Source organism: Micromonospora sp. NPDC047753 (genome assembly GCF_040642735.1).
Lineage (GTDB): Bacteria > Actinomycetota > Actinomycetes > Mycobacteriales > Micromonosporaceae > Micromonospora.
In genome coordinates, this window is record NZ_JBEYSL010000166.1 from 1 (window position 1) to 12,946 (window position 12,946).

11 protein-coding genes, 1 pseudogene and 1 riboswitch are annotated in these 12,946 nt (G+C 72.1%); of the genes and pseudogenes, 5 read left to right on the plus strand and 7 right to left on the minus strand.

Annotated features, from left to right (window positions below; all coding sequences use genetic code 11):
• Positions 1–525 (minus strand): annotated as a pseudogene (locus ABZ749_RS16255) (hypothetical protein); the annotation flags it as partial.
• A gap of 125 nt (positions 526–650) precedes the next feature.
• Positions 651–1,289, minus strand: coding sequence for a TetR/AcrR family transcriptional regulator (locus ABZ749_RS16260; protein WP_357228352.1), 639 nt, complete (start codon positions 1,287–1,289; stop codon positions 651–653).
• Between the two features lie 180 nt (positions 1,290–1,469).
• Between ABZ749_RS16260 and ABZ749_RS16265 the strand changes: the two genes are divergently transcribed.
• From ABZ749_RS16265 to ABZ749_RS16280, 4 genes are all read left to right on the plus strand, one after another.
• Positions 1,470–2,363, plus strand: a complete 894-nt coding sequence (locus ABZ749_RS16265) for an ABC transporter permease (RefSeq protein WP_355007110.1) — start codon at positions 1,470–1,472, stop codon at positions 2,361–2,363.
• 34 nt (positions 2,364–2,397) lie between these two features.
• Positions 2,398–3,174 (plus strand): ABC transporter ATP-binding protein, encoded by a 777-nt coding sequence (locus tag ABZ749_RS16270; RefSeq protein WP_238657093.1) that lies wholly within the window; start codon positions 2,398–2,400, stop codon positions 3,172–3,174.
• Positions 3,175–3,320: 146 nt separating this feature from the next.
• Entirely contained in the window at positions 3,321–4,838 is a 1,518-nt protein-coding gene (locus ABZ749_RS16275; protein WP_357228356.1) for a bifunctional cytidylyltransferase/SDR family oxidoreductase, read from the plus strand.
• Between the two features lie 33 nt (positions 4,839–4,871).
• Complete coding sequence (locus ABZ749_RS16280; RefSeq protein WP_357228359.1) at positions 4,872–6,542, plus strand: CDP-glycerol glycerophosphotransferase family protein; 1,671 nt, start codon at positions 4,872–4,874, stop codon at positions 6,540–6,542.
• Positions 6,543–6,546: 4 nt separating this feature from the next.
• Here the strand turns inward: ABZ749_RS16280 and ABZ749_RS16285 are convergent, their stop codons facing one another.
• The 5 genes from ABZ749_RS16285 to ABZ749_RS16305 form a co-directional block, all read right to left on the minus strand.
• On the minus strand, positions 6,547–7,293 hold the full coding sequence (locus ABZ749_RS16285; protein WP_357228362.1) for an alpha/beta fold hydrolase: 747 nt from the start codon (positions 7,291–7,293) through the stop codon (positions 6,547–6,549).
• Between the two features lie 123 nt (positions 7,294–7,416).
• Positions 7,417–8,265, minus strand: coding sequence for a C39 family peptidase (locus ABZ749_RS16290; protein ID WP_357228365.1), 849 nt, complete (start codon positions 8,263–8,265; stop codon positions 7,417–7,419).
• 231 nt (positions 8,266–8,496) lie between these two features.
• Positions 8,497–8,637: riboswitch (cyclic di-AMP (ydaO/yuaA leader) on the minus strand.
• 284 nt (positions 8,638–8,921) lie between these two features.
• Positions 8,922–9,692, minus strand: coding sequence for a hypothetical protein (locus ABZ749_RS16295; RefSeq protein ID WP_357228368.1), 771 nt, complete (start codon positions 9,690–9,692; stop codon positions 8,922–8,924).
• A 133-nt stretch (positions 9,693–9,825) separates the two neighbouring features.
• Positions 9,826–10,308 carry a hypothetical protein gene (locus tag ABZ749_RS16300; RefSeq protein WP_357228371.1) on the minus strand — a complete coding sequence of 161 codons (483 nt, stop codon included), beginning with the start codon at positions 10,306–10,308 and terminating at the stop codon, positions 9,826–9,828.
• Positions 10,309–10,401: 93 nt separating this feature from the next.
• Positions 10,402–11,637, minus strand: coding sequence for an acyltransferase (locus tag ABZ749_RS16305; protein ID WP_357228373.1), 1,236 nt, complete (start codon positions 11,635–11,637; stop codon positions 10,402–10,404).
• Positions 11,638–11,936: 299 nt separating this feature from the next.
• On the opposite strand from ABZ749_RS16305, the gene ABZ749_RS16310 reads away from it, so the two are divergent.
• Positions 11,937–12,946 (plus strand): glycosyltransferase (locus ABZ749_RS16310; RefSeq protein WP_357228376.1); only part of this gene is annotated, 1,010 nt, incomplete at its 3' end.

Here is a 12,946-nt window from a genome sequence, read left to right on the forward strand (position 1 = left end):
CTCCTCGTGCCGCCGCCGCGAGTAGTGCTCCATCTCGCGGCGGATGATGCCGCCCTTGGGGTGGAAGACCGCCAGGCCGGAGCCGATCTCGTCGGCCAGACCGGCGGAGACGGCGGCCACGGCGGCGGCGACCAGCACACCGACGAGCAGGCGACGGTCGGCGGCGGGCCGCGCGCTGACGGGCTCTTCCTGTGCCGCCGGCACGCTGTCGGCCGGGGTGCTGCCGGCCGGGGCACGGCGGCGGGCGCGCAGCACGGCCACGACCGCGAGCACCACACAGGCCACCAGCCAGATCCGGAAGGTGACCGACGGACGCAGGTCACCCAGGAAGGCCAGGTGATAGAGCACGGTGAAGAGCGCGAACGCGATCACCGCGCCGTCGGTGAGCACCGCCGGGGCGACTGCCACCAGCGCGCGTACCCGGGACAGCCCGCCTTGGGCGTCGGCGGGTCGGGATGCCTGCCCGGGCCGCGGCGTCGGATCCGGTTCGGCGGGCGCTACGGCGATGCTGTCGACGTTGGCCACGGGCGTCCTTACTCGTCAGGCGGATGAGGGGCATCGGCACGGTGCCGGCCGGGTGTCAAGGGGGCAGCGTAGCGGAGTCGGGCAGGGAGACCGGTGCTGCCGGCGGCCGGGTGTCGGAGGGCTGGTCACCCCGCCATCGGGGCCGCCCGGGGGCGGGGCAGCACGCTGTCGGCGCCGAGCCCGGCCGCCACGGATTCGACGAGGTTGTCGAGGTAGTCGTCGGTGAGTGGGAGACGGGCGATGGCGAGCCGCCAGTAGAGCGGCCCGACGATGAGGTCGATCGCGGCGTCCAACTCGGTGTCGGCGGGCAGCTCGCCACGCTGCACGGCACGGGTGACCAGCTGACCGCCGATCTCCTGCTGCCGGGCGTGCAGCACCTGACGCAGGGTCGCGTCGATGCTGGGGTTGCGGGCGGCCTCCGCCAGGAGATCCGGAATGATCTGCGACGCCAGTGGGTGGCGCAGCGCGTGCGCCACCGCCTGGAACAGCAGCGCGAGGTCACCGCGCAGCGTGCCGGTGTCGAGTGCGGGGAGCTTGCCATGGGCCGCGGCGGCGACGACCTCCAGCACCAGGTCGAGCTTCGAGCTCCACCGTCGGTAGATTGCCGTCTTGCTGACGCCGGCCCGCCGGGCCACCGCCTCGATGGAGAGCCGGCCGTAGCCGACCGCGGCGAGCTCCTGCATCAGCGCCCGCCGGATCGCCGTGGTGATCTCGTCGCGCAGCACCGCCGCGCCGGCCGGCGCCCGCCTCTTCTCGGTGGTCATCGAGGGCTCTTATCGCAGGTCACGCCGGACAGCGTAGCGCAACGACGGTACGGTTGCGTCCCGACGTGTTTCGGACTACTGTCCACGCAGCGACGAGGCGGCGCCCCGCGCAAATTTCCCACTAGGATTCGATCGTCGCGAGCAACCCCCGTCTGCACGAAAGATCGGAGCGCCATTTCCATGGCCACCACCGCGCTGGTCGACCCCGACACGGGCCTGACCCAGGCGCAGCTGGCCGCTCGGCACGGGCTACGGGTCGCCGGTGAGCGTCCCAGCCTCGTCGAGTACAGCCGCCGACTCTGGGCCTACCGGCACTTCATCGCCGCGTACGCCAATGCCAAGCTCGTCGCCTCGTACAGCAACGCCAAGCTGGGTCAGCTCTGGCAGGTGCTCACCCCGCTGACCAACGCGGCGGTCTACTACCTGATCTTCGGGGTGGTGCTCGCACAGAACAGCATCCCGAACTTCATCGCCTACCTGACCACCGGGTTGTTCATCTTCAACTTCACCCAGAGCGCGGTCCTGGCCGGCACCCAGTCGATCAGCAGCAACCTGGGGCTGATCCGGGCGCTGCACTTCCCCCGGGCCAGCCTGCCGCTGTCCACCACGATCACCCAGTTCCAGCAACTGCTGGCCTCGATGGTGGTCCTGGTCGGCATCGTGCTCGCCACCGGCGAACCGCTCACCTGGGAATGGTTGCTGCTGGTGCCGGCCCTGCTGCTGCAGGCGGTGTTCAACGCCGGCGTCGTGCTGCTGGTGGCCCGGCTGGGCTCCAAGTCGAGCGACCTGAAGCAGGTCATGCCGTTCATCATGCGGACCTGGATGTACGGCTCCGGCGTCCTCTACAGCGTCACCCTCTTCGACCGGCTGCCCGGCTGGGCGACGACCCTCGTGCAGTACAACCCGCTGCTCGTCTACATCGAGCTGGCGCGCTACGCGCTGCTCGAGGAGGCACCGCTGCTCAACGAGTCGCTGACCCAGCTCTGGCTGGTCGGCGCCGGTTGGGCGCTGGTGGCCGGCATCGGCGGTTTCATCTACTTCTGGCGCGGCGAACAGGAGTACGGCCGTGGTTGAGCACTTCGACGCCCCCATCGAGGCGAGCGCGACGATGACCCGGACCCAGGAGCGCATCCCGACAGTGGTCGTGGACGACGCGCACATCATCTACCGGGTGCACCAGGGCGCCGCCGGTGGCACCACGCCGGTTGCCGCGCTGCGCCGGCTGGTCAAGCGCACCCACGCGCCGAACGTCCGGGAGGTGCACGCGGTCAAAGGCGTCTCGTTCACCGCGTACCGGGGCGAGGCGATCGGGCTGATCGGCAGCAACGGCTCCGGCAAGTCCACCATCCTGCGGGCCATCGCCGGCCTGCTGCCGGTGAACCGGGGCGCCATCCACACCCAGGGTCAGCCGTCGCTGCTGGGCGTCAACGCCGCCCTGCTCAACGACCTCTCCGGGGAGCGCAACGTCGTCCTCGGGTGCCTGGCCATGGGCATGCACCCCGACGACGTGGCCAAGCAGGCCGCGGGGATCATCGACTTCTCCGGGATCAACGAGCGGGGTGACTTCGCCAGCCTGCCGATGCGGACGTACTCGTCGGGCATGGCGGCCCGGCTGCGGTTCTCCATCGCCGCCGCCAAGAAGCACGACGTGCTGCTCATCGACGAGGCGCTCGCCACCGGCGACAAGGGCTTCCGCAAGCGCAGCGAGCAGCGGGTGCGGGAGCTGCGGGAGGGCGCGGGGACTGTGTTCCTGGTCAGCCACCAGCTCTCCTCCGTCCGGGACACCTGCGAACGGACGATCTGGCTGGAATCGGGTGTCATCCGGATGGACGGCCCCACCGACGAGGTCATCCGGGCGTACGAGGCGTACGCGAACAGCAAGTAGAGTTCCGGCGAACGTCCGGCATCGACACGGCGCCTGAGGACCGCGTCGCCCGCGTTGGGGCGACGCGGTCCGCGCGTTAAGGTTCATTCCGTCGCCGCTCGGGCGGAACCTTCCGTTAACGCATCCCTGAGAGTGAGGATCCGGCAATGACGCAGGACCAGACCCCTGGCCCGGACGCCGAAGCGGGAACCCCGACGCCGTGGCGGCCCTCGCGGACAGTGGCGGTGGTTCTGGCCGGCGGCACCGGGACCCGGCTGGGCCTCGGCATCCCGAAGCAGCTGCTGAAGATCGCCGGTAAGCCGATCATCGAGCACACCCTGACGGTCTTCGAGGCGGCACCGGAGATCGACGAGATCATCGTGCTGATGGCCACCGGCCACGTCGAGGACGCCCAGCAGATCGTCGAGAAAGCCGGCCTGCGCAAGGTCACCAAGGTGATCGAGGGCGGTGACACCCGCAACGCCACCACCCGGATCGCCCTGGACGCGGTCGGCCCGGAAGACTGCAACATCCTCTTCCACGACGCGGTACGCCCGCTGCTCAGCGGCCGGATCGTGCGCGAGTGCGTCAACGCGCTCTGGAGCTACGACGCCGTGGACGTGGCCATCCCCTCCGCGGACACGATCATCCAGGTCGACGAGAACGACTGCATCACCGACATCCCGGTGCGCTCCCGGCTGCGCCGTGGTCAGACCCCGCAGGCGTTCCGCTCCCCCACGATCCGGGCGGCGTACCAGATCGCCGAGGACGACCCGGACTTCGCCGCCACCGACGACTGCGGCGTGGTGCTGCGCTACCTTCCCGGCACCCCGATCAAGGTGATCGACGGTTCGGACGAGAACATCAAGGTCACCCACCCGGTCGACGTGCACCTGGCGGACAAGCTCTTCCAGCTCGCCGCCGCGCAGGCCCCCCGGCTGACCGACCACCGCAGCTACAGCGAGGAGCTGACCGGCCGGACCATCGTGGTGTTCGGCGGCAGCTACGGCATCGGCCACGAGTTGACCGAGCTGGCCCGTCGCTACGGCGCCCAGGTCTTCCCGTTCAGCCGTTCCAGCACGGGCACCCACGTGGAGCGGGCCGAGGACGTCGAGGCCGCGCTGACGACCGCCTTCCAGGCCACCGGCCGGATCGACCACGTGGTGGTCACCGCCGGCATCCTGGAGAAGGGCGCCCTCGCCGAGATGGACGAGGAGACCATGGACCGGCTGCTCCAGGTCAACTTCGTCGGCCCGGTGACCATCGCCCGCCAGGCCCTCCCGTACCTCCAGCAGACCAAGGGCCAGTTGCTGCTCTACACCTCCAGCTCCTACACCCGGGGCCGGGCCCGCTACGCGCTCTACTCGGCCACCAAGGCCGCCCTGGTCAACCTCACCCAGGCGCTCGCCGACGAGTGGGCCGACGTGGGCGTCCGCGTCAACTGCATCAACCCGGAGCGCACCGCCACCCCGATGCGGACGCGGGCCTTCGGCGAGGAGCCGGAGCACACCCTGCTCGCCGCTGAGGCCGTCGCCCAGTCGTCGCTGGACGTGCTGATCTCCGACCTGACCGGTCAGGTGATCGACGTACGCCGGGCACCCGGTGACGGGCCCACGCCGAGCGTGCCGGCACAGTCCGGGCCGGGTCGGGTCGAGGCACCGGCCGGCGCGACGTCCGCCAACTGACGCCGACGGCTGCGGAACCACGAACGGAGCGACATGCGCGGCGACCTGGTCCGAAAGCTGGCCGCCCGGTGCCTGACCACCGGATTGGCCGTGCTGGCCTTCGTCGTGCTGGCTTTGACCGGCGCGACCGGCTGGGGGCTGGCGTTGGCAGTCGCCGCGCTGGCCGCCTCGGCCGCCGAGCAGCGGATCCGGCCCGGCGCCGACCTGGTGGCGGAGACCGCGTTGATCGCCGCGGCGATCCTGGTCGGTTACTCCCGGCGGCTGGACGACGGGCTCGACCTCGCGCTGGTCGCCACCGGGCTGGTCCTGCTGGGTCTGGTGCTGCTGGTGGGGCCGCTGCGCACCGCCGGCGGTCTGGAGATCCGGACGGCCAACCTGCCGGTTCGCGCCTGGACGCCGCTGATCGCCGACCGGCTCGGCACGGCCCTGCTCGGGCTGCTCGCCGCCCTGGCGCTCGCCGCCGCGCTCGCCCTGCCGGCCGGTGTGGCCCTGGCCGCCAGCCTGCTGGTCGGGGCGGGCGCCGGTGCGGTCGCGCTGGACCTGGCCCGGCGACGGTTCCGGCCACGCGCAGGTGGCGGGTCGGTGGCCGCCGCGCTGCGCCGGCACCAGCCGGAGTTCCTGCTCTACTTCTCCGCGCCTCCCGGCTCGGAATACCAGGTCACCATGTGGCTGCCGTACCTGGAACGGATCGGCCGACCGTTCCTGGTCGTGCTGCGTGAGCCGGAGTTCCTGGCCCCGATCGCGGCGGCCACCGACGCGCCGGTGGTCTACTGCCCCACCCTGGCGGCGATGGACCAGGCGTTGGTGCCGAGCCTACGGGCGGCGTTCTACGTCAACCACGGTGCGAAGAACAGCCACTGCGTCCGCTTCACCCAGCTCACCCACATCCAGCTGCACCACGGCGACAGCGACAAGGCGCCGAGCGCCAACCCGGTGTCGGGGATCTTCGACCGGATCTTCGTGGCCGGGCAGGCGGCGATCGACAGGTACGCCCGCGCCGGAGTGCAGATCCCGGCCGACAAGTTCGTCGTGGTGGGTCGTCCACAGGTCGAGTCGATCGAGGTGCGCCCGGAGCCCGCACGAGGGTTGGCGCACCCGACGGTGCTCTACACGCCGACCTGGACCGGGCACCACGCCGACGCCGACTACTGCTCGCTACCGGTGGCCGAAGGCCTGCTGCGCCGACTGTTGGAACGCGGCGCGACGGTGATCCTGCGAGCCCACCCGTACACCACGCAGAACCCGGCCTCGGCCCGGCAACTGGGCCGCCTGACCGAACTGCTCGTCGCTGACCGGGCCCGCACCGGCCGTCAGCACATGGTCGGCGCGGCGGCTCGGGAGCTGAGCCTGACCGAGTGCGTCAACTCCGCCGACGCGCTGGTCTCCGACGTGTCCGGAGTGATCTCGGACTTCCTCTACTCCGGCAAGCCGTACGCGGTCACCGACATGGGCGACGAGGGCGACCGGTTCGTGGAGCGGTTCCCGCTGGCCGGGTCGGGTTACGTGCTGCGTCGGGACATGTCCAACGTGGACGAGGTGCTGACCGCCCTGCTGGACACCGACCCGCTGGCCGAGGCCCGCTGGGCCACCCGCCGCCGCTACCTGGGTGACTTCCCGGCCGAGTCGTACGCCGAGGCGTTCCTGGCCGCCGCCCGCCGGGAGCTGGCGCCGGCCGAGACGCTCACCGCGACCGCACCGGCATAGCCGCTCAGCGGTACGGGTCCAGCAGCGCCAGCACCGCCGCCGGGTCCTCCACGTGCGCGTTGTGTCCGAGACCGGGCAGCGTGGCGACCGGTACGCCGTACTCCTTGAGCTGTTCGTCGGTGACCATCGGGTCGTTCTCCCCGCGCGCCAGCACCACCGGCACGTCGGTCGCCGCCAGCAGCGCGGCCAGATCGGGCTCGCCGACGGCGAAGGCGGCCGGGTCCATGGCGAGGCGCCACCGGCCGTCGACCTGGCGCAGCCCGGCTTCCACCACCGGGTGGTCCGGCGGGACCAGACCGGTGAGCCCGGCGACCCGCAGGTAGCGGCGAGCCGCCTCGGTGCGGGTGGCGAACCAGCTCACCGGTCGGACGGCGACCTCGGCGGCGCGGGTCAGCTCGGCGGGTGACCAGAGTGCCTTGATGCCCAGCCCGACCACGGCGTCCACCGGCGTTCCGGCGTCGCGGGCGGCCAGCGCCAGGCCGACCACCCCACCCAGCGAATGCCCGAGCACGACCAGCCGGTCGTCGGGGACGAGGGCCCGCGCGATCTGCTGAGCGAAGCCCGCGAAGGAGTACGAGGGCAGCGGCGACGCCCAGCCGTGGCCGGCGAGGTCCGGTGCCAGCCACCGCCCGGGCCAGTGCTGCTCAAGGTACGGGGCCCAGGGCAACCACACGTCCCCGGTCGTTCCCATGCCGTGCAGCAGCAGCAGGACCGGCCCGCGGCCGGTGTGACCACCCGTTTCATCCACCACGGCCGCAGTCTCCCACGGTTCACGGTCGGGTACGAGGGCCGTCGATGGCGGGCCGGGCGGACAAACGCCGCGGGCGCCGGCCCCTTGTGGGAGACGGCGCCCGCGGCGGTCAGGGTGCCCGGGTCAGGCGGAGTAGCCCCGGCTGGTGATCCAGTTGGCCAGGTCGATCGTGGTGATCCAGTACGACGGGTCGGCCGGGTTCGCCGAGTCGGCGATCCGCACGGTGCGACCGTTGTCCTTGTAGCCCACCACGGCGATGTAGTGCCCACCGCCGTAGGAGTGCCACCCGCCGTTGGTGTCGACGGCGTCCCCGACGACGTTGGCCACCACGCCCCGGCCGTCGGTGACGGCCTTCACCACGTCGGCCTGGAGCCGGTCCATCTGGGCCGGGCTGGGCGCACCGGGGAACATCCGGGTCCGGTACGGGGAGCCCTTCACCTCGGCGTTGAGCACCCGGGTGGTGTCCTCGGCCGAGTTGGTTCCCATCTCGGTGGTGCCCAGCTCGGCGCCGAGCTCCTCCTGGGTGCGGTCGATGCCGGCGGCGCTGAGCGCGTTCCGGGTGGCCGCCGGGCCGCAGTTGTAGTAGGTGTTCTGCGCCTCGTAGTCGTAGTCGAGCACCTTCGTCGCGGGGGGCTTCGGCGGCGTCGGCTTACGGGTGAGGTCGGGGTTGCTCTTGGCCTTGGCGGCGGGCGACGCGGCGCTGGTGGCCGGGGCGGCCGTGGTCGGCGCGGCGCTGGCCGAGGGGGACGCGTCCCGAGCCTCACCGCGGGAGGCGGCGACGTCGCTGCGCATCTCGGCGACGGTGGTCGCGGTGCGCTGGCCGGCCGGGGCGTCGTCGGCAGTGGTGAGCAGGGCGCCGGTGGTGGTGGCGATCGCGAGGGCTGCGGCGGAGGCGGCGACGATCTGGTACGGGCGCTCGGTGGCGAGGCGACGGAGCTGGCGCTGCAGGGTGTGCTTCACGGGGTCCTCCACGGATCGGGGGGAGAGCGGCACACCGGGGCCGGACCGGTATCCGGGCAGGCGCCAGCGCGCGGACCGTGGTCCGCGGGTGTGAACCGCTCAGGGGAACGCCCGGATCGGCCGGGCGGGAAAGGCGATGACCCGGGGGTCAGCTCACCGTCACGCGACGAATGAGCGGGTGCACCGCCGCGCCGTGGAGGCGAGGGAACAACCGAGGGGTGGAAAGGTGCTGCACGAGGATGGGACTCCTTCCGACACCGCCTACCGGGTTAGCTGACGGATTCGGGCGGGAAGACGCCCTACCGCGGGCCGTGGCTCGCGGATTCACCCCGGACTTACTGGTGGGTCCCCGGTTCGTTGATCACGATTAAGCGGGTCGATGCGGCGTCGCGTCTTGCGATCGGTTACCGCACCGGACGGGACGACACTACTGGCGTCTCAACGCCCTGCCAAGCCAGGTTCACCTGCGTAAACCCCAATTGGCGCCACAATTTCTGCGCGTAATGCCGATGATGTGACTCGATGGGACAACCAGTTACGGCGACGCCTACGGGCGACAACCGGACAGGCCGCAAAGAACGCGGCCACAATCGCGGGAACAATCCCGTCGATCGCGCCGGACGTCCGATTTTGCGATTGGGTGACCGGCCTCACATAACGGATTGGGCTCAACCCACCCGGGCCGGGCGCCACAGTGCCACGACGGCGGGACGCAACGCCCCGGCGACCGTGCGGCGGGCGGGGACCGGGGTCGGGCGGAGCCGGGCCGCCGCCGCGTACGCCTCCTCGGCGAGGGCACGGGCCGACTCGGCGGCCAACTCCGCGTCGCGCCAGGCGACCCGCTCACGATCGGCGGCCACCTGGTAGTCGGTCGACCGCGCATCCCGGATCACCCGGCTGATCAGCACCTCCTGCTCGACCGGGTGTCGCCGGGGATCCCAGCCGCGCCGGTGCCCGAACACGTCGCCGAGCTGCGCCATGGTCAGGTCGCCCCGCCAGTACGCCGCCATCGCCGCCCGGTGCAGATAACGTTCCCGGGCGGCGTACTCGGCGGGGGTGTGCGGGGTCTGCGGGGTGGGCAGTGCCCCCGCGCCAGCGAAGCGACGCGCGGCGGCGTCCGCCTCGTCGTACCCGATCCAGGCCTGCTCCAGCTGTTCCTGAGCGGCCAGCCAGGCGGCACGCCGCCGCTTGGCCGTGGTGGCCGCGCGGGCCGCGGCAACGGCCACCTCCTCGGCGTAGCGGCGCCTGTCGACGGCCTCGGCGGCGGCCAACTCCTGGGCAGTGGGCCCGGCCGGGACCGGGTCGCCAGTCGGCCGGGCCCGTTCGGGGCGGGCGGCCAGCACGGTGAGCAGGCCCAGCGTCAGCAGGAACAGCGTCGACCAGATGGCGGCGGCCCGCGGCACCTCGGTCACGAACTGGTAGAAGACGACGGTCTCCATGGTCGGCACCTCGGGGAGAGAGCAGTGCGATGGAAAGCCGCGCCGACCAGCGGGCCACGGCGGGCTACGGGTCGGCGGGTCAGGGAGCGGGTGGGTCGACAGGGCGCGGCGGCGGGACGGTCGTCCCGGTGGCTCAGCGCCCGGGTGGGGCCCGGGAAGCCCGACCGCTCGCACGGTCGGCGAGGAGCAGCCGGTCAGATTCGGCCGCGCTGGCCGGCGGCACGCCGGCCGCGATGGTGCCCTGATCGCCGGGGAGCGCCACCGGCGCGTCGACCGACCAGGTCGGGACCGACTCCTCGGTGGCTTTCGCCGGGGCCGGACGGGCTGCGCTGTGTGCCCCCGACCCGATGGCGTCGGCACCATCGTCGCCCTGCGCACGGCCGGCGTTGATGACGGTTGACCCCGTTGGCGCGGCGTGTCGGCAGGAGGCCGCCAGCGAACCGGCGACAGTGGTCGGCACCACGCTCGACGTGGGCCCCGTGCCGGGCGTCGACGTGGCGGCCGTGGCCGGGCCTGCGCCGAGCGCCAGGGCCGCGACGACGGCGAGGCTGGTCAGCACCCGAGTCGCCCAGCGCGCCACCCACCACAGCGGACAGGTGAACGCGACCGGAAGCACGTCCCCACGCTACGCCTCGCGCCGACCCGGGCGCATCGACCACGGGCGTGTCGGATCACGCCGCGCCGACCCCTTTGACCAGGGTGGACGCCGTCAGCGCAGGTCGACGTACGGTGATCGACCGCCGGCCTGACCGACCTCGCGGGCAGGTCCGTCGACCTCGCCGCGGGCGATGCTCGCGGGGTCTCGCGCGTCGTCGTCGCCGGCCGTGCGTTGTCGCGGGACGGGTGCTGGACGATCCGCGCGGCGCGGCGCGAGCCGGCGCATCATCGGGGTTTCGACGAAGCGGTGCAGCAACCCGGCGAGGATCAGGTTCGCCGCCAGGAAACCGAGCACCACGGCCGGGCCACGCCAGCCTCCGAAGCCGATCCCCCAGGTTCCGCTCCAACGCAGCACGCTCGTCATCACCAGCACGTGCACCAGGTAGAAGGCGAACGAGACCTCACCGAGCCAGACCAGCGGCCGGGACCGCCACGGCGAGCGCCGACCCCGCACGTCCGCGTCCGCGGCGGCGGTGATCACCAACAGGTACGCGACCGCGAGCAGCGTGGTCCACAGCTCGGCGCGGATCCACTGCGCGGCCACCACCCAGGTGACCAGGAAGATCCCGCTGGCCACTGTCAGTTTGGGACCGCGCCAGAGCCCCCGGCGCATCAACTCGGCCGCCACCGCGCCCAACCAGAACTCCAGCGACCGCACCGGCGGGAAGATCTGGGTGAACCACCAGCGGCTCACCTCCGGCACCAACTCCTGCGCCGGCCAGAGGGCGAGGATCAGCAGCGGCAGCGCGACGATCAGCGCCCAGAGCAGCTTCGGCCGGGCCCGGCGCAGCAGCGGCAGCGCCAGCGGCAGGCAGAGGTAGAAGAAGAACTCGCAGGACAGCGACCAGCTGACGGTGTTGATGCTGTAGAACCAGCCCGGGCGGGGGTCCCACGCCTGCAACAGCAGCAGGTTCTCCAACGCCGCCGCCGGCAGGACCGGGTCGGCGAACCACCAGGCGACCACCAGCGTCGCCACGAACAGCACCAGGTGGTTCGGGTAGATCTTGGCGATCCGTCGCCGCCAGAACGTACGCCGCGAGTCGCCCTCGCGGGCCGACCAGACCAGCACGAAACCGCTGAGGATGAAGAAGAACTGCACCCCGGAGAGACCGAGGGTGAACAGCGCGTCGATGACGGCCTTGTAGTCCGGCTCGGCGATGATCCGCATGGTGCCGGCGTGGAAGCCGAAGACCAGCAGAGCGGCGATCCACCGCAGCCCGGTCAGCGAGGGCAGCCGGGGCGGGGCCGGTGCGGGCCGGGCGGCCGACGTCGCGGCGACGCTCGTCATGCCGGGATCCCGGCGCTCGGCAGGGTCACCAGCACTGTCGTAGCCTCCTCGGCGCGGCGTCGGACGGCGCGACGGCGACGCCCACGACGACCCGGCAGGGCCGCACCGAGGCACCCTACCGGGTCACTCCCGGGTGAACCGGACGCATCCCACCCGCCCCACGAGGCCGCGCTCCCCGGGCCGGAAACCGCCCACCGGCTCGGCGTTAACCTCCCGCTGGGCGGGAGTTCAGAGAGTCCACCATCGGCGGCAACGTCAGGTTCCGGGGCCGGTCACCCGGGTCGTCGAAGGTGGCGGACGTGGTCAATGAGCCGACGCACGCACCGCTGCTGAGCATCGTCGTGCCCGTGTACGGCGTCGAGGCGTACCTGTACCAGTGCCTCGAGTCGATCCGGGCCGACATCCCGGCGAGCGAGTCGGACGCGGTCGAGCTGATCGCCGTCGACGACGCCTCCCCGGACGGCTGCGGTGACATGCTCCGCTCGTACGCGGTCAGCCGCGACGGCGTGCGCGTCGTGCACCTGAGCAGCAACGTGGGTCTGGGGCTGGCCCGCAACGCCGGGCTCGACGTGGCCAACGGCCGGTACGTCTGGTTCGTCGACAGCGACGACTGGTTGCCACCGGGCACGATCGCCGCGGTGCTGGACCGGCTGCGCCAGCACCAGCCCGACGTGCTGATGCTCGACCATCTGCGGGTGCACGAGGACGGCCGGCGGGAGGTCGACGCGAGCAGCCCGCTGCTGCGCGGGATCACCGGCGTGACCCGGTTGGCCGACCAGCCGCAACTGCTGCGGGTGCAGCACACCGCCTGGAACAAGGTGGTCCGCCGGGACTTCATGGACGAGCTGGAGCTGCGGTTCTTCCCCGGCTGGTACGAGGACATCCCGTTCAGCCACCCCCTGCTGATCGGGGCCGAGAAGATCTCCGTGCTGGACCGGGTCTGCTACCTGTACCGCCAGGGCCGCCAGGGCGCGATCACCTCCACCCGCAGCGGCCGGCACTTCGACGCCTTCGCCCAGTACGAGCGGCTGATGGACTGGGTCGCCCGGAAGCACCCGGACGAGCGGTTGCAGGCCGAGCTGTTCGAGCTGATGATCAGCCACTACCTGGTGGTGGTGGGCAACGATGGCCGGCTGCACCCACACCTGCGGCGCGGCTTCTTCCACCGGGCCGCCGCGCACTACCGTCGCTACCTGCCCACCGGCGGCTACCCGCTGCCATCGGGCGTGACCGGGCTCAAGCACCGCCTCGTCGGGCGGGGTGACTGGGTGGCGTACTCGGCGCTGCGCCAGGCCCACCGGGTCGCTGG